At 66.0% G+C, this 20,172-nt stretch carries 18 protein-coding genes, 1 tRNA gene, 1 other RNA gene and 1 pseudogene; 9 read left to right on the plus strand and 12 right to left on the minus strand.

The genetic code is table 11. The annotated features are described in order from the left end of the window. Positions 1-6 precede the first annotated feature (6 nt). An RNA gene (ffs, locus tag ACR65J_RS13900) (signal recognition particle sRNA small type) lies at positions 7-103 on the minus strand. Between the two features lie 392 nt (positions 104-495). On the opposite strand from ffs, the gene ACR65J_RS13905 reads away from it, so the two are divergent. After that, positions 496-580: transfer RNA gene (locus ACR65J_RS13905), tRNA-Ser, on the plus strand. 79 nt (positions 581-659) lie between these two features. On the opposite strand, the gene ACR65J_RS13910 is transcribed toward ACR65J_RS13905, so the two are convergent. Further along, complete coding sequence (locus tag ACR65J_RS13910; protein ID WP_440169919.1) at positions 660-1,595, minus strand: oxygenase MpaB family protein; 936 nt, start codon at positions 1,593-1,595, stop codon at positions 660-662. Positions 1,596-2,189: 594 nt separating this feature from the next. Here ACR65J_RS13910 and ACR65J_RS13915 point away from each other — a divergent pair. Then, positions 2,190-2,543: pseudogene (locus ACR65J_RS13915) on the plus strand (M23 family metallopeptidase); the annotation flags it as partial. A 74-nt stretch (positions 2,544-2,617) separates the two neighbouring features. Here ACR65J_RS13915 and ACR65J_RS13920 read toward each other — a convergent pair. Continuing rightward, on the minus strand, positions 2,618-3,157 hold the full coding sequence (locus tag ACR65J_RS13920; protein ID WP_440170143.1) for a hypothetical protein: 540 nt from the start codon (positions 3,155-3,157) through the stop codon (positions 2,618-2,620). A 2-nt stretch (positions 3,158-3,159) separates the two neighbouring features. After that, entirely contained in the window at positions 3,160-3,312 is a 153-nt protein-coding gene (locus tag ACR65J_RS13925; RefSeq protein ID WP_440170146.1) for a hypothetical protein, read from the minus strand. 193 nt (positions 3,313-3,505) lie between these two features. Here ACR65J_RS13925 and ACR65J_RS13930 point away from each other — a divergent pair, with 193 nt between their 5' ends. Together ACR65J_RS13930 and ACR65J_RS13935 are read left to right on the plus strand one after the other, a co-directional pair. After that, positions 3,506-4,018 (plus strand): glutathione peroxidase, encoded by a 513-nt coding sequence (locus tag ACR65J_RS13930; RefSeq protein WP_440169922.1) that lies wholly within the window; start codon positions 3,506-3,508, stop codon positions 4,016-4,018. 159 nt (positions 4,019-4,177) lie between these two features. After that, on the plus strand, positions 4,178-5,107 hold the full coding sequence (locus ACR65J_RS13935) for a phosphodiesterase (RefSeq protein WP_440169924.1): 930 nt from the start codon (positions 4,178-4,180) through the stop codon (positions 5,105-5,107). Between the two features lie 86 nt (positions 5,108-5,193). Here the strand turns inward: ACR65J_RS13935 and ACR65J_RS13940 are convergent, their stop codons facing one another. Together ACR65J_RS13940 and ACR65J_RS13945 are read right to left on the minus strand one after the other, a co-directional pair. Further along, complete coding sequence (locus ACR65J_RS13940) at positions 5,194-6,831, minus strand: stealth family protein (RefSeq protein ID WP_440169927.1); 1,638 nt, start codon at positions 6,829-6,831, stop codon at positions 5,194-5,196. An 80-nt stretch (positions 6,832-6,911) separates the two neighbouring features. Next, positions 6,912-7,841 (minus strand): Cof-type HAD-IIB family hydrolase, encoded by a 930-nt coding sequence (locus tag ACR65J_RS13945; protein WP_440169930.1) that lies wholly within the window; start codon positions 7,839-7,841, stop codon positions 6,912-6,914. Between the two features lie 146 nt (positions 7,842-7,987). Between ACR65J_RS13945 and ACR65J_RS13950 the strand changes: the two genes are divergently transcribed. Both ACR65J_RS13950 and ACR65J_RS13955 read left to right on the plus strand, forming a co-directional pair. Then, positions 7,988-8,287, plus strand: a complete 300-nt coding sequence (locus tag ACR65J_RS13950; protein WP_026264985.1) for a type II toxin-antitoxin system VapB family antitoxin — start codon at positions 7,988-7,990, stop codon at positions 8,285-8,287. After that, the gene (locus tag ACR65J_RS13955) at positions 8,280-8,954 is read left to right on the plus strand and encodes a LytR C-terminal domain-containing protein (RefSeq protein ID WP_440169932.1); all 675 of its coding nucleotides are present in this window, start codon (positions 8,280-8,282) and stop codon (positions 8,952-8,954) included. The genes ACR65J_RS13950 and ACR65J_RS13955 overlap by 8 nt, the downstream gene beginning before the upstream one ends. A 10-nt stretch (positions 8,955-8,964) precedes the next feature. On the opposite strand, the gene ACR65J_RS13960 is transcribed toward ACR65J_RS13955, so the two are convergent. Both ACR65J_RS13960 and ACR65J_RS13965 read right to left on the minus strand, forming a co-directional pair. After that, complete coding sequence (locus ACR65J_RS13960) at positions 8,965-9,615, minus strand: TetR/AcrR family transcriptional regulator (RefSeq protein WP_440169934.1); 651 nt, start codon at positions 9,613-9,615, stop codon at positions 8,965-8,967. Between the two features lie 35 nt (positions 9,616-9,650). Then, positions 9,651-10,349: a DsbA family oxidoreductase gene (locus ACR65J_RS13965; protein ID WP_440169936.1), complete on the minus strand. Its 699-nt coding sequence runs from the start codon at positions 10,347-10,349 to the stop codon at positions 9,651-9,653. A 219-nt stretch (positions 10,350-10,568) separates the two neighbouring features. Here ACR65J_RS13965 and ACR65J_RS13970 point away from each other — a divergent pair, with 219 nt between their 5' ends. Both ACR65J_RS13970 and ACR65J_RS13975 read left to right on the plus strand, forming a co-directional pair. Then, positions 10,569-11,630 carry a glycosyltransferase family 4 protein gene (locus tag ACR65J_RS13970; protein WP_440169938.1) on the plus strand — a complete coding sequence of 354 codons (1,062 nt, stop codon included), beginning with the start codon at positions 10,569-10,571 and terminating at the stop codon, positions 11,628-11,630. Between the two features lie 57 nt (positions 11,631-11,687). Then, on the plus strand, positions 11,688-13,856 hold the full coding sequence (locus ACR65J_RS13975) for an amylo-alpha-1,6-glucosidase (RefSeq protein ID WP_440169941.1): 2,169 nt from the start codon (positions 11,688-11,690) through the stop codon (positions 13,854-13,856). A 41-nt stretch (positions 13,857-13,897) separates the two neighbouring features. On the opposite strand, the gene ACR65J_RS13980 is transcribed toward ACR65J_RS13975, so the two are convergent. Continuing rightward, positions 13,898-14,431, minus strand: coding sequence for a GNAT family N-acetyltransferase (locus tag ACR65J_RS13980; RefSeq protein WP_440169943.1), 534 nt, complete (start codon positions 14,429-14,431; stop codon positions 13,898-13,900). A gap of 16 nt (positions 14,432-14,447) precedes the next feature. Beyond that, on the minus strand, positions 14,448-15,407 hold the full coding sequence (locus tag ACR65J_RS13985) for a D-2-hydroxyacid dehydrogenase family protein (protein ID WP_440169945.1): 960 nt from the start codon (positions 15,405-15,407) through the stop codon (positions 14,448-14,450). Positions 15,408-15,549: 142 nt separating this feature from the next. On the opposite strand from ACR65J_RS13985, the gene ACR65J_RS13990 reads away from it, so the two are divergent. Next, positions 15,550-16,743 (plus strand): MFS transporter, encoded by a 1,194-nt coding sequence (locus ACR65J_RS13990; RefSeq protein WP_440169947.1) that lies wholly within the window; start codon positions 15,550-15,552, stop codon positions 16,741-16,743. A 192-nt stretch (positions 16,744-16,935) separates the two neighbouring features. Here the strand turns inward: ACR65J_RS13990 and aceB are convergent, their stop codons facing one another. Both aceB and aceA read right to left on the minus strand, forming a co-directional pair. Further along, positions 16,936-18,588 carry a malate synthase A gene (aceB, locus tag ACR65J_RS13995; protein WP_440169949.1) on the minus strand — a complete coding sequence of 551 codons (1,653 nt, stop codon included), beginning with the start codon at positions 18,586-18,588 and terminating at the stop codon, positions 16,936-16,938. Between the two features lie 218 nt (positions 18,589-18,806). Beyond that, the gene (gene aceA / locus ACR65J_RS14000) at positions 18,807-20,123 is read right to left on the minus strand and encodes an isocitrate lyase (protein ID WP_387563177.1); all 1,317 of its coding nucleotides are present in this window, start codon (positions 20,121-20,123) and stop codon (positions 18,807-18,809) included. Positions 20,124-20,172 lie beyond the last annotated feature (49 nt).

Genomic DNA, 20,172 nt, shown 5'->3' on the forward strand with positions numbered 1-20,172 from the left:
GGGAATAGTAAAGACCCCCCATGCACCCGCCAGAGCCCGTCTACCCTTGCTACCTTCCGGTCCTGGGGGAGTTCAACAGGATGACGCCACATGAGGGGCCGTCAGATACTTTACCCGAACATGCGGCCCGACTCGAATCGGCCCCCGGTGCCGCCAGGCGGGCGCCCTTGAACGTCCCCGGCCCCTTGCCGAGCTGAGAGGGAATCCAATTTTCCATTGCTTAACTCCCGCCCACCCGGGATCATGGGTATGTACACCGATTGGGGCAATCTCAAGGTTGTGAGCTGCGTGGCCTGGCATAACGGGACGGACCCGGCAGCTCAACGGTGCAACAGGGAATGGGCGCATTGGGGGCGTCCATTTTCAGGTTAAGGCGACCATCGCCGGCCCTCAGGGAGGGGAAAGTGCCCGCCCAAAACCTGGGCAGGATGGGCCAATTGGGCGATGCGGAAAACTTCAGGTAATCTAGTACCTGCTTTTGATTCAGAAGCAGTTGGAGAATTCGCCTAGCGGCCTATGGCGCACGCCTGGAACGCGTGTTGGGTTAACGCCCTCGGGGGTTCAAATCCCCCATTCTCCGCCGGTCAAGAACCCGGCCCCGCACACCGCGGGGCCGGGTTCTTGCTTTATGCGGACCGTGCAGGCTCCGAAAGTGGGGATCAGGCCCCGTCTGCCAACGGTTCACCCAGCCGCCGCAGGCGCTGCCTCGCTGCTGTTTCGCTGGGCCCCATGCGTCTCCGGGGGCCGCCCAAGGCGAGGTGGACGACGCCGAGCACCACCTTTGTGGCCAACCTCACCGGCAGGGGAAACGGGCCCAGCCGTGGAACGGAGAGGCCGAGCATTTGCCGGTACCGGGGTTCCAGGCTGTATACGGCACCGGCAAAGAGAATCCTGTATCCGGGCCTGAGCAAGGGATGCAGCGGCGCATTGCGGATGAACTCCACCGTTTCCTTGACCCGGGCATCCGCCCGCAGCTCGCCTTGCGCGTACCACCGGTCCAGTTGGCTGCGCATCTGTGCTTCCGTCAGCGGCGGGTCCTCCACTCCCATCAGCCGCCCCGCCTGGGCCCACTCACGGACGTATGCATCCGGCCCGCCGGGGATGGGCCCGCCCCAAATCCTGTGGGCTGCGAGGAAGCCATCCGTGAAGGCCAGATGGATCCAGTTGGCCAGCCTGGGATCGTTGGCACTGTAGGTGCGCACTTCGCCGTCGTTGTCCTTGTAGCCGCCTTGGACTGGCGCATGCAAGCGGCGGACACGCCCCGTTGCCTCCTCCGCGGCGGCCGTGGATCCGTAGGTCACCGTAAAGATCCAGCGGATGGTGTTGGCCAGCCGGCGCAGGGGATCCTCACGGAAGTTGGAGTGTTCGTGCACCCCTGCGAGGGCGCCAGGATGGAGCGACTGCATGAGCAGCGTTCGGATGCCACCCACGATGGGCGTCATGGAGCCGTGAACTGCCCACACCGCCGAGCCGGGAAGGTGGAAGCCGGTGTCGTCGCCTTCTGCCAGCTTCACTGTCCAGTCGGGCGGCGCATCGGCCCTGCCCGAGAAGGTCTTTTTAATTTCGTCCTGCCATGTACGAAGGACATTGCGCATGAGACATTGTTGCCCATTTTCAGCGGGAACCGGTTGGATCCAGCAGTGCAGCGCCGGCAATCCCCCTAACGGCCCACAAAAAACCCGCATTGTCCGGCCACGGGGTTTCCAGTCCTGCCGTCCTGTGGTCCCATGGGACATACCGTCGAGACACCGTGCGGCAGCAGGCCACGTCGTGGAGTCAGTCTATTGGGCAAGAATTCCGTGCCCGGCAATCGCAGGCCGGACCAGCGTACCTTTCCCCCCGTTGCCCGCGCCGTCGCTGCTGCCGGCGTCCTGGCGGCGTCAGCTTGCGCCGTCAATCTTTCTGCCGGCTCCGCAGAGCCGCCACAGTTGGCGCGCGCGGTTGACGGAGCAGGCGCTGCTGCCCCGTCTGGAATGTCCGGAACGCTGAACGCCCAGGAAACGCAATCCGAGACACCTTCGACGGCGACGGACCAGGTTGGCGCGGCCGCCCTTCCGCCTGCCATCCTGTCCAATCCTCAGGTGACGCTGGCTTTTCCGCACACCTCAGTCGGCGGTGTCGACCAGCGCGCCGCAGCCGCCCTGACGGTGGACCCCGCGCGTGCGGACAGACCGCTGGCGGGCTTCCTGATGGCACCCCTCCAACTTCTGGACCCGAGTTCGCCGTTCGGTTTCCGGGTCAGCCCGATCAGCGGGTCAGCCGGAGACTTCCACCTCGGCCAGGATTACGCAGCACCCTGCGGGACGCCCGTCTATGCAGCTGATTCCGGTGTGGTGCGGGCGGCCGGGTGGCACCCGTGGGGCGGCGGCAACCGGGTAGAGATTGACCACGGCGACGGGCTCATCACCACCTACAACCACCTGGAATCTATCGGAGTGCACACCGGCGACCAGGTGCGGGTGGGCCAGGTCATCGCCCGCGTTGGAACCACCGGATGGTCAACGGGCTGCCACCTGCATTTCGAGGCAATCCTCAATGGCCGCTACACCAACCCCTTGAGATGGAGCTTCCTCCAGCTCCGCTCGCTGAACCAAGCCCTTCCCATGGAAATGGTTTCCTACGCGCCCGGAACCGGGTTGTCCGGCGGCAGGATCAGCTGGACCATCCCCCTCCAGATTGACTCGGGGGACGGCTTCCCCGCAGCAGGGCTCCAGGCTTCACCTTTCCCACCGCTCCTGGTACCACGCCCGGCACCCTCGCCGTCTGAGCCAACGGGCGTTGTGCTGCCCCCTCCGAATGCCCAATTGACGACGACGGCCCCGCCCTCTTCTGAATCATCAGGCAGTGCCGCGCCGCCGTCGCCCGACACGGCACCCGGCGATCCCTTGGGTGTCCCGGCAAGCCCGACGCCGTCCCCATCACCCACGGAACCATCGCCTTCGCCGAGCCCATCGCCGTCGCCGTCTCCAACTGACCCTGCGAGCCCGACGCCCACGCCGTCGCCTACGCCGTCGCCGTCTCCAACTGACCCTGCGAGCCCGACGCCCACGCCATCGCCGTCTCCAACTGACCCTGCAAGCCCGACGCCAACGCCGTCGCCTACGCCGTCGCCGTCTCCAACTGACCCTGCAAGCCCGACGCCTACGCTGTCGCCCACGCCTACGCCGACGCCTGCGCCGGTTGAGCCTGCGCCTGCGCCTGCTCCCGCACCTGCGCCGGTTGAGCCTGCACCTGCTCCCGCACCTGCGCCGGTTGAGCCTGCACCTGCTCCAGCACCTGCGCCTGCGCCTGCACCTGCGCCTGCACCTGCACCGGTCGCACCCGCGCCGGCACCCACCACTGTCGCCCCGGCGCCTGCCCCGACCCTGCCGCCCGCGGAACCTGCGCCAACGGCGACCCCGATACCCGCTCCTACGTCAACTGCAACCGCACCGACGGCGCCTCTGCCCTAGGAAATTTCCACCGCTGACCCGTACGAGGTGCGGGTCGGCAACGAATGCCCCGCATGAGCAACTTTCCCCTGACACGCAGCCCGCGGCCCCTCTATCCCATCCCGCTGATCCTGAATGACGGCACCAGGACAAATTTCGGCCAGTTCAAAGGAAAAGTGGTTTTGGTGGTCAACGTGGCCTCCAACTGCGGCTTCACCCGGCAGTACGGCGGCCTGGAGGCCCTCTACGGCAAGTTCCGCGACCGGGGGTTCGAGGTCCTCGGCGTTCCGTGCAACCAGTTCGCAGGGCAGGAGCCCGGGACCGACAGCGACATCGCTGACTTCTGCGACCGGAATTTCGGTGTCACGTTCACGTTGACGGCCAAGGCAGAAGTCCGCGGCAGGAACCAGCACCTGCTCTATTCCGAGCTCACCAAGTTCAAGACCGGGCTGCTGCCGGGGCTGGTGAAGTGGAATTTCGAGAAGTTCCTGGTCAACCGCGAGGGCGACGTGGTGGCGCGGTTCGCCCCCACCGTCGAGCCCGACTCAGCAGAGATCATCGAGGCCATCGAGCATGCCCTCGAATAGAGGGTGGCCCGCCGAATTTGCCCGGCAAAAGCGCAGTTCTTGTAACTTTTTCCACATCAGCGACGGAGATTTACCCCATGTTTGCCAAATGTCTGATTGGATAAATATTACTGAAGGGTACAAGGGAAGAACGGCTTCCCACCGACCATAGAGGTAGCAATGGAGCACATCGAGGCCGAACACCCCCGGCCACGCCACTTCCTACTCCACCTGAGCGATCCCCACCTGTTGGGAGGTCCAGAACCCCTCTACGGAACCGTCGACAGCGAAGCCAGGCTTATCCAGCTCTTCGATGAAGTCAAAGCGTCTGAGGCCAGGCCGGAGGCCGTGATCTTCACGGGCGACCTTGCCGACAAGGGCGATGCCGAGGCGTACGTGAAGCTTCGGGCCATCGTTGAGCCGGCCTGCAAGGAGATGGGCGCGCAGGTCATCTGGGCCATGGGAAACCATGACGACCGGGCCAACTTCCGCCAGGGGCTGCTGGACCAGCCCGGCACCGACGAACCGGTGGACCACAGCTACTTCATCAACGGGCTGCGGGTCATCACTTTGGACACCACCGTCCCCGGTTTCCATCACGGCGAATTGAGCTCCGCGCAGCTGGAGTGGCTGGCCCGCCAGCTGGAAACCCCCGCCCCGGACGGCACCATCCTGGCCCTCCACCACCCTCCGGTTCCGTCAGTGCTGGACCTTTCGGTGCTGGTGGAACTGCGCGACCAGGCGTCGCTGGCAGCAGTGGTCCGGAACTCCGACGTCCGGAGCATCCTCGCCGGCCACCTGCACTACTCCACCACGGCGAGCTTCGCCGGCGTTCCCGTCTCGGTTGCCTCCGCCTCCTGCTACACCCAGGACCTCAACGTCCCTGTGGGCGGTACCCGCGGTCAGGACGGCGGCCAGGCCTTCAACCTGGTGCACGTGTATGAGCACACGATCGTACATTCCGTGGTGCCGCTGGGCAGCTCCCCTACGGTTGGCGAGTACGTATCACCGGAGGAAACGGCCCAACGGCTGGAGGCCGCGGGGATCCGGATCCCGGAAACCACCAAGCAGCGCGGCAGCGCCAAGCTCAACGTGCCCACCAGGCGGTAGGACCGGCTCCACAAAGCACTGGGGCCGGCTTCCTGAAGGAGCCGGCCCCAGTGCTTTGGGCTTGCAACGTTCGACGCCGGGCCGGCCTACTTCTCCCAGGGCGCCTTGATGGGGAAGTACTTTTCCAGGAAGTCCGTCACCACTTCGGCGCGCTCGTCCGCGCTGACCTCGGGGAAGCTGCCGTCGTTCAGGCAGAAGAAATCCATGTTCCGCTTGGCGAGCAGCTTGGGCAGGTATTTGAGGCCGGAGCGCATGGTGGTGTCCACGTACCGCACCTTTGCCGCTGTCTGCGTCACTGCCCTGCCGGTGAGCAGGGCGTAGTAGTGGTAGAAGGAGTTGGTCACGGAGATGTTGTCCGCTGCACGGAAGCGGCTGCCGGCCGTCTTGCGGAACTCCTCCGTGAACTCCTCCTCCATCTGGCCCACCACGCTGCGCCGCAGGGGCGCCGCAGTGTGCTCCAAGTGGCGGGTGGTGATCCGGCCGAAGCGGTTCCACAGGAGCTTGCGGTTCACGCGGGCGGCATTTTCGAACCCGCTGCGCTCGGCGTCGTTCTCGCCCAGCCCGATCCTGGTTTCCGCCTCGATGAACTTGGTGATGCCGCCGGGCGTGAAGAACATGTCCGGGCCCACGGGGCGGCCAAAGAACATGTCGTCATTGGAGTAGAGGAAGTGCTCTGACAGCCCCTCGATGTGGTGCAGCTGGCACTCTACGGCCTGCGAATTGTGCGTGGGGAGGACCGTCGGATCCGAGAAGAACTCCTCGCTCCGGACGATGGTCACGGAAGGGTGCTCTGCCAGCCATGCAGGAGCCGGCGAGTCCGTGGCGATGAAGATCCGGCGGATCCAGGGAGCAAACATGTACACGGACCGCAGAGCGTACTTAAGTTCGTTGATCTGCCGGAACCGGGCTTCATGGTCATCGCCTTCGCCCAGGACATGTCCCTGTTGCTGGGCACGGCGCGCCGCGATGTACTCCGGAGAGCTTCCGTCCACCCACGAGAAGACGATGTCGACGTCGAAGCTGATGTCGCTGGCGTGGTCGGCAAACATGTTCTCGATAGTGGGCCACGTGTGGCCGTAGCGTTCCACGGTGCCCCGGACGGCGTCCTGGCGCAGCAGCGTCCTGCGGGTTAACGAGTTTTCGATCGGGAGGATAAGCTGCTCGCCCAAGAAGGACCAGAGTTCGATCTGGACACCGGCGGAGGCACCGAATTCGAAGCCGCCCTCCGGCTCCACCCGTGGCCGGTACAGGCGGAAGATGCGGGCCTGGCGGCTGGGGGACAAATCGCCGTCGGCCACCAGGACCGAGGTTTTCTTCTTGGCGTCCACGGTCATCGAATAGAAGGGCTCATCCCGGCACGCCTCCACCAGGGCGGCACGCAGCTTCTTCCGGTCCTTCCAGTCCAGGGCCAGGACAGGGCGGTCGTTGTTGCCGCGGACCAGCAAGTACGACAGTTCGGCGTTCGCCAGCACGTTCCGCAGGAACAGCAGGTCTTCCACCATGGCCTGGAACGGTGTCCTGGTGTCGTTGATCAGGGCATAGCGGCCCTTGTGCCGGATGACGTCCGGCCGGTGACTGAGCCGCCGCTCTGCCGCCGGGGACGTGATCTCGGCGTGAAATTGTTCTTCCACGGACGCCTGGGCGCCGTAGTAGACCTCGTCCTGGACCGGTGCTTCTGTAATGGTTGTCTCCGTGCTGGTGGAAGTGGGCGTTCTTACCTGCATGATAGTCCTGCGAACGTAACGGCAGGTTTCGGCGGCCGCCAGGGGCTCCGGTGGGGTGCGGACGGTGGCCCGGCAGGGGCTTAGGCGTCCAGCGCCTCCCGCCAGGCGCGCAGGAAGGCGCCGCCGGCGTCGTCGTGGATCACCGTGGCATCCAGACCCAGGTCCGCTGCCGTCAGTACCGGATAGGGTTTGCTGGGCACCCCGTCCGCAGGCCGCACATCGACATGCTTCACCGGGTGGTCGTTGTGGTGCAGCCAGTCAGCCATCGCGTAATCGGTGCGGGAGTCACCCACTGTCCGCCAGGCCTGGGGCGTGATGCCTTGGGCTGCAAGGAGTTCCACGGCCCGGCTGGCGCCCAGGTCCTTCCCCAGCCGCACCGACTCAATGTCCGTGGAAATGATGGTGGGGTCCACGCGGTAGTCCACCTCGTCGTCGGAATTCGGTGCGTGGTGGTCAAGCCGGACAACGCCCAGGCCGTGCCGCTCCATCAGTTCCATGGCATCCGAGTCGAACCGCTTTTGCTCCGCCAGGTAATCGGCGCTGGGTACGTCGATGTGCTGCTCCACGGACACCATGGCGCGTTTGGTCTCGTCGAAGAACATGTGGGCGGCATAGTCCTCCGCCACCAGCCGGCGGATGTCGTCGCCGTATCCCGCCGGAACGGCAAGCTCCCGGTCCACATGGATGGGGCCCGGGCCGGCGGAGGTGTAGCTGAACCAGACGGCGCCCTTTTCGCAGATGGCGTGGATGATGGTTCCTGCCGGAATGCCGGCCGCGATCATCGGTTCCATGACCTGCTCGCGGATGAAGGCGTCGGAACGGCCGGTATTGAAGATGACAGGAATTCCCGCTGCGGCGAGGGCCACCAGGTCCAGGATGATGCCGGGCTTGACGTCCCGTGTCACGGGGCTGGCCACCGGCCCGTCCACGTCCAGCAGGAGCGCCAGCGGCGGTGCGGACGGCAGGCGGATTCCGGGCGTGGACACGGCAGGGGACTCGGATACAGTCATGGGTCCATTCTGTCAGCAGGAGCGGCACGTCCCGTGCGGGCGCCCACGGCCCGGGCCGTGTGGCGGATGGTCACTGTTTGGCTACAACCTGGCGCGCGCCAGCCCTGCCACTTTCGCTGGGCCACCACGGTGCCTACTGTGGCATGGTGATATTCAAAGCTGTGGGCGAGGGCCGCCCTTACCCCGACCATGGTTACAGCACTCCCAAGCAGTGGGCATCGCTGCCGCCGCGGCCGGTGCGGCTGGACGAACTCGTGACCACCAAGCGCACCCTCGACCTGGAAGCGCTGCTGGCTGAAGACTCCACCTTCTTCGGCGACCTGTTCCCGCACGTGGTGCAGTACCAGGGGACCCTCTACCTGGAGGACGGCCTCCACCGCGCAGTCCGGACCGCCCTGCACCAGCGCACCGCGATCCACGCCAGGGTCCTGGTGCTCGATGGCTAGCAAGCGGCCGCAGGACCCGGACGTCCTGCATGGCCACCACGTTGTTTCCGGACCTGAGCTGCGCGCCGCCATGGAAGTGGCCAGGGACGCCGACGAGACCGCCCGGGTCCGGCGCCGCGTGCTGCACGGGGTGGTGCTGGTCCTGCTGATCGGCCTGATCGCCGCAGGCATTATCCTTGCCCTGGCCATCATTAACGGCCGGTTGAAGATTCCTTCCGCCGAGCCTGCGCCAACCCCGGTGTCATCCTGCCCTGCCTCAATGTTCGACTACACCCCGACGGACAAAATCAACCTCAACGTCTACAACTCCACCAGCCGGCCCGGTCTTGCCCACTCGGTGGCGGATGAATTCCTGGCACGCAAGTTTGTGGTGGGCAACGTGTCGAACATCAACGCCGGCTACCGCGGAGTGGCTGCCGTGGTGTCAGGTGCTGCGGGGCAAGCAGCGGCGTTCACGGTGCAGCGCCATGTGCCCGGTTCGGACTACTTCCAGGACGGCAGGACCGATGCCAGTGTTGATGTGATCCTGGCACAGGACTACAAGGCGCTCGTCCCGGCGGAACTGGTAGACCAGACACCCGGAAAGCTCAGCTGCCCCCGGGAGAACCGCCGCACGGCGGACACCGACAAACTGCCCGTCATGCCCGCCGCTGCTCCGGCGCCCTGACCAGCCGGACTCAGCCGGCCACTGCCGGAAGCCGGCCGACGCGCACGGGCCGCCCGCCGTCGTCGAACCTTGCGCCCGCGCCCAGCTGGATGAACCGCACAGTCCGGGCCACGCGTGCCTCCAGCTCGGCCGGCTCGTCACTGCCCCTCGCGGCGCTCGAGGACAAGGTGCCCAAGATCAGCTGGGACTGCTGGCCCACGTCCGCCACCGGCAGGTAGCCCTGCTCCATCCCGTCACGCAGGATGCCCTGCAGCAGGACGCTGAGCTCACCCACATGGTCGGAGAGCTTGGCAAAGGACGACGGCGACAGCACCGCCCCCATGGCAGGCCCGGGCGGGAGGTGGCGGCGGCTGAGGTCAACCACCTGGGCGCGGACGTACAGCGCCAGCCGCTCCACCGGGTTCTCCAAACGGCTCAGCGATTCGCGCAGGTCGGAGAGGAACTTCTCGGTCTCGTCCAGGGCGTAGGAGATCAGCAGTTCTTCGATGTCCGCGTAGTAGTTGTACACGGCGGTGCGGCCCACGCCTGCGTGCCGGGCCACGTCCGTCATGGTCAACCCCGGAAGGCCGTGGGTGAAAAGGAGCTCGCCGAAAGCGGTGAGGATACGGCGCTGGGTGTCTGCGCGTTGTTCGGCGTTACTGGCCGCTGTAATCCTGGGCATGCAGACACTTTACCGCGATGTGTCAGTAAAAGGCGCTAAACCGCGCAGCCGTCCGGGCCGCATGCCTCAGCGTTGGAGGAATTGACCGTGACCAGGGGGTTGGCGTCCTGCCACGCCTGGTTAAGGGCAGCCGTGAACGTCTCCGTGGGCTGGGCGCCGGACAGCCCGAACTTCCGGTCGATCACGAAGAACGGGACCCCGCTGATGCCGAGGGCGCGGGCCTCCTGGAAGTCCAACCGGACTTCGTCGGAGTACTTGTCCGTGGTGAACAGCTCATCCACCTCGTCGACAGGCAGGTCCAGGTCCCTGCCCAGGGACGTCAGGTAATCCCGGCTGCCGATGTCCTTGCCGTGCTCGAAATGGTCGCTGAGGAGGCGCTCCTTGGCCGCATCCTGCCTGCCGTGGGCCGCGGCCAGGTGGATCAGGCGGTGGGCAGTGAAGCTGTTGGCCACCACAACCTTGTCGAACCTGTAGTCCAGGCCTTCACCCTTGGCCTGCTGGGCCACATGCTCGAACATCTGCGAAACCTGCGGCGCCGGCATGCCCTTGCGGCTGCTCAGGTACTCCAGTTCGGTCCCGTCATAGTGGTCCGGCAGTGTTGGGTCCAGCTGGTAGCTGCGCCACTCCACGTCGACGGCCTCACGGTAGGGAAACGCTGCGAGGGCAGCCTCGAACCGGCGCTTGCCGATGAAACACCACGGGCAGGCAACATCTGACCAGATCTCAATCTTCATGCCCTGCACAACCTGTGTGCCCCGGCCGCAATTCCGGGCGCCGTTATGAGATGCGCCACAGGGGGTCTTGTGGCCGGAGCCTTCCTGCGGAATAGTCGGATCAGAGGTCAAGCAGTGGGCCCTTTCGAAGCTCAAGACACCGCGCTGAACCAACCACGCCCGGTGGAGTAGTGCCCGGCCAGCTGGGGAGCCCGGCCTGTATCACCTGGGAGGCCAGGAATGCGGATTGGACTTGTAACGGGGCCGTGGATTCCCGTTCCGCCGGCAATGTACGGTGGAACCGAAAGAGTAGTGGACACGCTGGCCAGGGGCTTCGCCGCGGCCGGGCACGAAGTGCTGTTGGCGGCGCCGGCGGACAGCACCTGTCCAGTGCAGCTCGTTCCCGGAATGCGACCCACCGATTACGGCGGACTGGGGGCCACGCTCTCCGAGCTCAGCCACGTGGTCCGGGCATACCAGGGGCTCCAGGACGTGGCCATCATCCACGACCACACACTGGCCGGGCCCCTCTACCTGCACCGGCCGGCCGGCGTGCCGGTGGCCACAACCATCCACGGCCCCCTCCACACCCAGGCGGCGGACATCTATCGTGCCATTGCCCGGAGCGCTGCCGTAATTGCCATCTCCAGGGACCAGGCCTCGCACGCTCCCGATGTTCCAGTCTCCCGGGTAATTCACCACGGAATGGATCTCTCAGCCGTGCCCGTGGGGACCGGCAGCGGTGGCTATTTGTGCTTCGTTGGCCGTTCGTGTCCAGACAAGGGACTGCTTGAGGCCATCACCATCGCCAGGAAGGCGGGGATGCACCTGAAAATCGCGGTAAAGATGCGCGAGCCGGATGAGGTCCGCTTCTTCCGGGAGGTGATTGAACCGATCCTCGGCCCCAACGAGGATTTCGTGGGGGAAGTGGACGATACCGCCAAGTACCAGTTGATGGGTGGGGCCGTGGCGTTCCTGAACCCCATCCAGTGGTCCGAGCCCTTCGGCCTGGTGATGATCGAGGCGCTGGCCACTGGCACCCCGGTGATCGGCACGCTCATCGGCGCGGCCCCGGAAATTGTTGATCACGGCCGGACGGGCTTCCTGGGGAGGACCGACGAACTGGCCGGCTTTGTACCCGCAGCGGCAGCGCTGGACAGGGCCGTTTGCCGCAAAGATGTGGAGGACAGGTTCAGCGCGGAGCGGATGGTTGCAGACCACCTGGAGCTCTACACCGAGCTCATCGAAGGGAGGACGCCCACGGGGGTTCCGCAGGGTCCCCCGGTACACCAGAATCTATAGGGGCAAGAATGCTTCCCGATCCCCCGGGCAGCATCTGCCGGAGAAGGGAGTCCTTCCATGACCGCCTGGAATGAAGACAACGAAGCCTCAGGATCCGACGTGGGCGCCGTTACAGTCCTCGAAGGATCGTCATTCTGTATCTCCTCGGGCCTTGGCGACATCAACCCTGACGCCGGCACCAACGGCGTCTTCTTCCAGGACACGCGCATCATCTCGCGCTGGATGCTGCGCATCAATGGCTCGCTGCGCGAACCGCTGTCCGCGCAGCGTCCGCAACCGTTCGAGGCCACATTCGTAGGCCGGGCCAAATGGCCCGGCGGGAGGTTCGACAGCCCGCTGGTGGTCCGTCAGGTCCGCCACATCGGCCCAGGGCTGCAGGACGACATTTCCCTGGAAAACTATGCAGCTGAACCGGTGGAGTGCGAGATCGAGCTGCTCGTGGACGCTGACCAGGCAGACCTCTTCGAGGTCAAGGGCGGCCGTACCAGCGGCCTGGACGACACAACCCGGGTGGTCTCTGACGGCAAGCTCGTCATCGAAGCCGCCCGGCATGGCCAGCAACGGGGCTCCGCAATCGGCGCGCGGAGTGCAGAGGTCAGCATGGACGGGCTGCGTTTCCACGTCACAGTTCCGGCCAGGGGCAAATGGGCCACGAGCGTCATCGTGGTGCCGCTGGTCAATGGGGAAGCGCCCGAAAAGCCCTTCAAGGAAGGCCAGCTGCCGCATCATCGCGAGGGCGTCCGGCGGCACCTGGCCTGGGAAGAGAACGTTCCGCGGATCAGCATCGAGGACTCCAGCTTCCAGAACGTGCTCAACCGAAGCCAGAGTGATCTTGGTGCCCTCCGGATCTTCGATGCCCACCACCCCGACCGGGCCGCGGTGGCGGCAGGGGCGCCGTGGTTCATGGCGTTGTTCGGACGGGATTCGCTGCTGACGTCCTACATGAGCCTGATGGTCAACCCCAACCTCGCCCTGGGCACGCTCCAAACCCTGGCCGCGATCCAGGGAAAGAAAGTGGATCTGGATTCTGAGGAGGAACCCGGCCGCATCCCGCATGAAGTCAGGCTTGGTGTTACTGCCGGTCTGTCCCTGGGAGGTACGGCGTACTACGGCACAGCCGACGCAACCCCCCTTTTCGTGTCCACATTGGGCGAGCTGAGCCGGTGGGGGCTGTCCAGGGATGCGATCCAGCCGCTGCTGGCCCACGCGGACCGGGCGCTGGAGTGGATCGAAAAATACGGCGACCGCGACGGCGACGGCTTCGTGGAGTATATCCGGCCCAACGACCATGGCCTGGTGAACCAGGGCTGGAAGGACTCCTGGGACGGGATCAATTTCGCGGACGGGACCATTGCTGAAGCACCGATCGCCCTCTGCGAAGTCCAGGCTTACGTCTACTCTGCCTACCTGGGCAGGTCATTGCTGGCCCACTGGAGCAACGATTCCGCCCTGGAACAGCATTGGGCCCAAAAGGCGGCAGCCTTCAAGGAGGAGTTCAACAAGAAGTTCTGGCTGCCGGACAAGGGCTATTTCGCGGTGGCGCTGGACAAGGACAAGCGCCAGGTTGATGCGTTGACCTCCAACATTGGCCATTGCCTGTGGACCGGCATCGTGGACGAAGACAAAGCGGCGTCCGTCATGGAGAACCTGATGTCCCCGCAGATGTTCACGGGCTGGGGCATCCGCACGCTGGCTTCCGACATGGGCGCCTACAACCCGGTCAGCTACCACAACGGCTCGGTGTGGCCACATGATACGGCGCTGGTGGCCACCGGGCTGATGCGGTACGGGTTCGTGGACGAGGCCAAGAGGGTAGCCTTGGGCATCCTCGATGCTGCCCAGCACTTTGGCGGCCGGCTGCCGGAGCTTTTTTGCGGGTTCGACCGTGGCGAGTACCCCGGCCCTGTTCCATATCCCACCGCGTGCTCGCCGCAGGCATGGGCCGCGGCGGCGCCAGTGCAGCTCGCAAGGATCCTGCTGCGGTTCGACCCCGTCTTCACCCGCGGGGTGGTGCACCTGGCCCCGATCCTGCCGGAAACCGTGGGCAAATTCAGGGCGGAAAACGTCCTACTGGATTCGAGCCGGGTGACCATCACGGCCGCCGGATCGACCGGCACCATCGAAGGTCTGCCGCCGGGGCTGAAGCTCCTGGACGAACCGCGGCCGCCGCTGGCCTACCCGGTGGAACGGGTGCCGGCCGGCGGGGACGTCCGCAGGCTGCACTGACGGCGGCGCCGGAGGAGCCACGGCCCCGAGGATCCGGATGCCTAAGGCAGGGCACGTTCCAGGACGAAGTCGTGCTCCACGGTGCTGCCCAGCCGGAAGGATTTGGTGCCCACTTTGTGGAAACCGGACTTTTCGTAGAAGCGGATGGCGCGGGCGTTCTGGCTGTTCACGCCCAGCCAGGCCCCGGCGCCGCCGGCGGCCGCTGCCACCTGCAGGCTGGCATGCATGAGTTCAGCGGCCGCGCCCAGCCCGTGGTAATCGGGGTGGACATAGCACTTGCTGATCTCCACGGAGGGCAGCAGCGTCAGCACGGAGGCCACATCCGGGTCGCCGGCAGGCCTGTCCACCAGGAGGCTGTAGCCGGAAAGCTGCCCGTCGGCGTCGATGACCAGTACGGAGACGTCCGGGTCCGCTAGATAGGCCGCGAAGTGTTCCTCACTGAGCGTGGTGGCCAGGTGGGCGGCAATGTCCGCAGGTGACGACGACGGCGGGCAGGCCAGCGGAAAGGTGACGGCTGCCAGCGCAGCCAGCGCGCCGGCGTCGTCCGCTGTTGCCTTGCGGATGGTGTGGGTCATGCGGTGTCCCTCCAGGTCAGGGGGTGATGGTTCGGACGGGGGAGCCGGCAAGCCAGGCGGTGACGTCCTCAAGGGCCCCGCCGTAGAACTGCCGGTAGCTTTCCTGCGTGACATACCCCAGGTGCGGGGAAAGTACCGTGTTCGGCGCAGCCAGGAGCGGGTGCCCGGCCTGCAAAGGTTCCTGGTCAAAGACGTCCAGGGCCGCGCCGCGGATCCACCCCTCGTTTAATGCCTTGATCAGCGCCTCCTGGTCCACCAGGGGCCCGCGGGCGGAGTTTACCAGGATGCCTTCGGGTCCCAGCAGCTTCAGTTCGGCCTCGCCCACCGTGTTTTCAGACCGCGCGGAGAGCCTCAGGTGGAGGGTGGCGACGTCAGCCACGGTGAAGAGCTCCTCCTTGGACACCAGCCGGGCGCCCGCCTCTTTGGCCGCCTCCGCCGTGAGGTTCTGGCTCCACGCCACCACGTCCATGCCGAACGCCTGCCCGTACGCGGCCACGCGCCGGCCGATCTTGCCCAGCCCCACGATGCCCAGGGTTTTCCCCGCCAGCTCAACGCCCACCGTTGACTGCCAGGTGCCCGCCCGGAGTGAATTGTCCTCGGCTGGAAGGTGCCGGGCGATGGCGAGAAGGAGGGCCCAGGTCAGCTCCGGCGCGGCTGTGGGTGAGCCGGGCGTGCCGCACACCGTCACCCCGTGCTCGGCTGCCGCTGCCACGTCGATGGTGGCGTTCGCCATGCCCGTGGTGACCAGCAGCTCGAGTGCCGGCAGCTTCGCGAACACTTCACGGGGGAACGCCGTCCGCTCCCGCATGGCGATCACCATGGTGGTGTCCGCCAGCGCTGACACCAGGGCGTCCCGGGAGGCAAAAGGTTCACGGTAGGATGTTACGATGACTCCTTGCGCCTCCAACGCCGTGAAGTCGGCGAAGCCGTGGGCCACGTCCTGGTAGTCGTCGAGGATGGCAAGGCGGTGGGTCATGGGGATCCTTCGCGGTTTCCTTCGTCCTGGGTCACGTTCATCGTATGGCAGGGCCTGCCGGCACGGTGCCTGAAACTCCAGCAACGCGGAGCGTGATAGCAATGGGAGTGATGAATCCACGCCCATTCCCGATTTTGCCCCTGTGAGCGGCCACGTCCTGTCCCGCATCCCGAAAAGCTGGGTCCTGCTGGCCTGCATCGGCCTGCTGGCGCTGAACCTCCGGGGCCCGTTCGTTGCCGTCGCCCCCTTGGTGGACCTCATGCAGGCCGAACTGCACTTTTCGCCGGTCATGCTGGGGCTGCTGACCAGCATCCCCGTCCTCTGCTTCTCGCTCGCGGCTCCGCTGGCCTCCCTGGCGGCGCGGAAGTTCGGTGCGGAGTTCGCCGTGACGCTGACCATCCTGGGGGTGCTGGCCGGTGTGCTGCTCCGCTCCGCCGGGGGAGCGGCGCTGGTGGTGGCCGGCACGGTGGTCATTGGCGTGGCCATCACGATAGGCAACATTGCGGTGCCGCTGATCATTCGCCGCGATTTTGCCCCGCGGCGGCAGGGGACCGCGATGGGCATCTACACCGCAGCCCTGAACATCGGGTCCTTCCTGACCTCAGTAGCCATGGCTCCGCTGGCAGCAGTGACGGGGTGGCGGGTGGCCCTGGGCGCTGTCGCCGTTTTGGCCGTCGCCGCGGTGGTGGTGTGGGTGCTGGCCGTGGGGCCCCGGACGGCTTTCCTGGCCGAGGCCGAAGACGGCGGGGACACACCCCGTGCCCCGGCAAGCCGTTCCGGCTGGATTACTGCCGGACTCACGGCCGGCTTCGGCGGCCAGGCGTTCTCCTATTACGGCGTCACGGCGTGGCTGCCGAGCTACCTGCACGACGAACTGGGAATGAACGCAGCCCAGGCCGGCGCCGCGTCCTCGATCTTCCAGATCCTGGCCATCGTGGGCGGACTCGGCGTGCCTTTCGCGGCCAAATACCTGAGTACGACGGCGGTGGCGGTCACCCTGGGTACGTTGTGGCTTGCCGTTCCGGTGGGGCTGCTCTTCCTGCCGCAACTGTGGTGGCTGTGGTCCACCTCCGGCGGGATCGCGCAGGGCGGCGGCATCACCCTGATCTTCATCGCCATCATCAAGCTGGCCCGCGACCAGGCCTCGGCCGGCCGGATGTCAGCAACTGTCCAGGGCCTGGGCTACTGCCTGGCCGCGGTGGCACCGCCGCTGGTGGGCTTCGTCCACGACAGCTCGGGATCGTGGACCCCGGCGCTGCTGGTCATCCTGGTTTCGGTGCTGACCTTCTTCGTCAGCACCACCCTGTCCGTGAGGCTGGTGCCGAAAGGCCGCTGAGGCGACCCGCCGCCGTCGTCTTTCCCTCTCAAACCCCTCCGCGAGATGGCACTTGAGGGCAATCATTCCTGGGAATATTGCCCTTAAATGCCATCTCGCGGGGTGATTCAAATGCTCCGTTGCCGGGCCGGCGCCCCGGATTTCGGGGGGCCTGTTGCGAAGGGCGTGCCGGCCCGGCAGACGGAAGTCTGGTTAAGCCGCGGCGAGCTCCTCGACGGTGGCCTTTTCGCGGGCCTCGGTCAGGTAGCGGGCGTAGGCGGGGAGGGTGAGGAAGGACGGGAACTCACGGCTGAGCGTGACCTCTTCGAAGATGTCGCGGGCGTCCTCGAACCGGTCGCCGTCGAAGCGTTCGAGCCGGGCGAATTCCTCGTCCAGGAGCTCCTCCACCCACTCGTGGCTGATGATCTCGCCGTGGTCGGTGATGGCCCGGGCGTAGATCCACTGCCAGAGCTGTGAGCGGGAGATTTCGGCGGTGGCGGCGTCCTCCATGAGGTTGTGGATGGCCACTGCGCCGTTTCCGCGGAGCCAGGATTCGATGTAGCGGATGCCTACCTCGATGTTGTTCCGGATGCCCTGCTCGGTGATGGTGCCGTGCAGGGAGGCGATGTCGATGAGGGCGCGGTCGTCCGGGGTGACGTCTTCGCGGAGCCGGTCCAGCTGGTTGGGGCGGGCGCCAAGGACGCCGTCGAACACTTCGCGGCAGATGGGCACCAGGTCCGGGTGGGCCACCCAGGAGCCGTCGAAGCCGTCGTTGGCCTCGCGGGTCTTGTCAGCGCGGACCTTCTCGAGGGCGTTGGCGTTGGCCTCCGGGTCCTTGCGGTTGGGGACGGCTGCGGCCATGCCGCCGATGGCCATGGCGCCGCGCTTGTGGCAGGCCCGGACGAGTTGCTCGGTGTAGGCGCGCATGAAGGGGGCGGTCATGGTCACCTGCCCGCGGTCAGGCAGGACGAAGCGGGGGCCGCGGGTGCGGAAGTTCTTGATGATGGAGAAGATGTAGTCCCAGCGGCCGGCGTTCAGGCCTGCGGCGTGGTCCCGCAGTTCGAAGAGGATCTCCTCCATTTCGAATGCCGCGGTGATGGTTTCGATCAGTACCGTGGCTCGGATGGTGCCCTGTGGGATGCCGAGCAGGTCCTGGGCCAGGATGAAGATGTCGTTCCACAGCCGGGCTTCGAGGTGGTTCTCGATCTTGGGCAGGTAGAAGTACGGGCCCTTGCCCTGGGCGAGGAGGCGGCGGGCGTTGTGGAAGAAGAACAGGCCGAAGTCCACGATGCCGCCGGCGATGGGCTGGCCGTCGATGAGCATGTGTTTCTCCGGCAGGTGCCAGCCGCGGGGGCGGACCACGATGGTGGGCAGCTCGCCGGCCGGACGGAGCTTGTATTCCTTGCCTTCTTCGGTGGTGAAATCGATCCGGCGTTCCAGGGCGTCGGTGAGGTTCAGCTGGCCCTTGATGACGTTGCGCCACGTGGGGGTGGAGGAGTCTTCCATGTCCGCCAGCCACACCTTGGCACCGGAGTTCAGGGCGTTGATGGTCATCTTCTTGTCCACCGGCCCCGTGATTTCCACCCGCCGGTCCTCCAGGCCCGGTGCCGGGGGAGCGACCCGCCAGGACGGATCATTCCGGATGTGCTCGGTCTCCCGCAGGAACCGCGGGTCTGCCCCTGCGGCGATATCGGCCCGCCGGGTGCGCCGCGCCTGCAGGAGTTCCTGCCGCCGCTCCGCAGTGGCCCGGTGCAGCTTGGCAATGAAGGAGAGGGCATCCGGCGTCAGCACTTCGTCCTGCCGGCAAATCGGCTGCGCGGTCAGGGTTATGCCGTTGATGGTGAATGAGTCAGTAAAGCTGTTCATTTCAGTCTCCTTAAAGACGAAAGGGAAGTTCGACGGCGGGTAGCGGCAGGGTGGCGACTGAGGCACGAGGCCGAGGAGCCGGTGTCGCGGCAGCCTGCGTAAAAGGGGCCCTGCGTCCGGCCTCGGCGAGTTCTACGAGCCCAAGGCCGGACGTGGGGAATAGCAGGCAGAGCGATGCCGGTCCGAAGGCCGGACGGAAGCACCGCCGTCGTAAGTTGTTAGTGGAACTGGCCCTCTTCGGTGGATCCCACGAGGGCGAGGGTGGACGCGTTCGGGTTGAGCGCCGTGGAGATGGTGTCGAAGTAGCCGGTGCCGACTTCGCGCTGGTGCTTGGTTGCGGTGTAGCCGCGGGACTCGGAGGCGAATTCCTTTTCCTGGAGCTCGACGTAGGCGCTCATGCCTTCCCGGGCGTAGCCGTGGGCGAGGTCGAACATCGAGTAGTTCAGGGCGTGGAATCCGGCCAGGGTGATGAACTGGAACGTGAAGCCCATGGCGCCGAGTTCGCGCTGGAACTTGGCGATGGTGTCGTCGTCCAGGTGCTTGCGCCAGTTGAAGGACGGCGAGCAGTTGTAGGAGAGCATCTGGTCCGGGAACTCGGCCTTGACGGACTCGGCGAACTTGCGGGCCAGCTCCAGGTCCGGAGTACCCGTCTCCATCCAGATCAGGTCCGAGTACGGGGCGTAGGCCTTGGCACGGGCGATGCAGGGCTCGATGCCGTTGCGGACCTTGTAGAAGCCCTCCGCGGTGCGCTCACCGGTGATGAACTCCTGGTCGCGCTCGTCGACGTCGGAGGTGATCAGGGTGGCGGCCTCGGCGTCCGTGCGGGCGATGACGACGGTGGGGGTGCCGGCGACGTCGGCTGCCAGGCGGGCGGCGTTGAGGGTGCGGACGTGCTGCTGGGTGGGAATCAGGACCTTGCCGCCGAGGTGGCCGCACTTCTTCTCGGAGGCCAGCTGGTCTTCCCAGTGAACACCGGAGGCGCCGGCCTGGATCATGGACTTCATGAGCTCGTAGGCGTTCAGCGGGCCGCCGAAGCCGGCTTCGGCGTCGGCGACGATCGGGACCAGCCAGTCCTCAACGCTCTGGATGCCTTCGGAGAACTCGATCTGGTCGGCGCGGAGCAGGGCGTTGTTGATCCGGCGGACTACGGTGGGGACCGAGTTTGCCGGGTAGAGGGACTGGTCCGGGTAGGTGTGGCCGGAGTTGTTGGCGTCCGCGGCGACCTGCCAGCCGGAAAGGTAGATGGCGCGCAGCCCGGCCTTGACCTGCTGCACGGCCTGGTTGCCGGTGAGGGCGCCCAGGGCGTTGGTGTAACCGCCGGTCTTGTGCTCCTCGGTCAGCTGCTTCCACAGCTTCTCCGAACCCCGCCGGGCCAGGGTGTGCTCTTCGGAGACGCGGCCGCGGAGACGGACGACGTCGGAAGCTGAGTAGTCCCGGGTCACACCTTCCCAGCGGGGGTTGGCGGCCCACTCGAGCTCCAGGGCGGCGGCCTGCTCTTCGGGCGTCTGCTGGGTGGGCTCAAATGCTGCAGTCATCGTTGATCTCCTTGATTGAGCTCCGGATGGAGTAGGTGGGAACCGCTCC

The organism is Arthrobacter sp. SAFR-044, assembly GCF_059414985.1.

What these genes read in the sequence shown, in the direction of transcription:
- ACR65J_RS13910 (WP_440169919.1), bottom strand. Translation starts at nt 1,595, where the DNA reads ATGCGCAATGTCCTTCGTACATGGCAGGACGAAATTAAAAAGACCTTC.
- ACR65J_RS13930 (WP_440169922.1), top strand. Translation starts at nt 3,506, where the DNA reads ATGAGCAACTTTCCCCTGACACGCAGCCCGCGGCCCCTCTATCCCATC.
- ACR65J_RS13935 (WP_440169924.1), top strand. Translation starts at nt 4,178, where the DNA reads ATGGAGCACATCGAGGCCGAACACCCCCGGCCACGCCACTTCCTACTC.
- ACR65J_RS13940 (WP_440169927.1), bottom strand. Translation starts at nt 6,831, where the DNA reads ATGCAGGTAAGAACGCCCACTTCCACCAGCACGGAGACAACCATTACA.
- ACR65J_RS13945 (WP_440169930.1), bottom strand. Translation starts at nt 7,841, where the DNA reads ATGACTGTATCCGAGTCCCCTGCCGTGTCCACGCCCGGAATCCGCCTG.
- ACR65J_RS13955 (WP_440169932.1), top strand. Translation starts at nt 8,280, where the DNA reads ATGGCTAGCAAGCGGCCGCAGGACCCGGACGTCCTGCATGGCCACCAC.
- ACR65J_RS13960 (WP_440169934.1), bottom strand. Translation starts at nt 9,615, where the DNA reads ATGCCCAGGATTACAGCGGCCAGTAACGCCGAACAACGCGCAGACACC.
- ACR65J_RS13965 (WP_440169936.1), bottom strand. Translation starts at nt 10,349, where the DNA reads ATGAAGATTGAGATCTGGTCAGATGTTGCCTGCCCGTGGTGTTTCATC.
- ACR65J_RS13970 (WP_440169938.1), top strand. Translation starts at nt 10,569, where the DNA reads ATGCGGATTGGACTTGTAACGGGGCCGTGGATTCCCGTTCCGCCGGCA.
- ACR65J_RS13975 (WP_440169941.1), top strand. Translation starts at nt 11,688, where the DNA reads ATGACCGCCTGGAATGAAGACAACGAAGCCTCAGGATCCGACGTGGGC.
- ACR65J_RS13980 (WP_440169943.1), bottom strand. Translation starts at nt 14,431, where the DNA reads ATGACCCACACCATCCGCAAGGCAACAGCGGACGACGCCGGCGCGCTG.
- ACR65J_RS13985 (WP_440169945.1), bottom strand. Translation starts at nt 15,407, where the DNA reads ATGACCCACCGCCTTGCCATCCTCGACGACTACCAGGACGTGGCCCAC.
- aceB (WP_440169949.1), bottom strand. Translation starts at nt 18,588, where the DNA reads ATGAACAGCTTTACTGACTCATTCACCATCAACGGCATAACCCTGACC.
- aceA (WP_387563177.1), bottom strand. Translation starts at nt 20,123, where the DNA reads ATGACTGCAGCATTTGAGCCCACCCAGCAGACGCCCGAAGAGCAGGCC.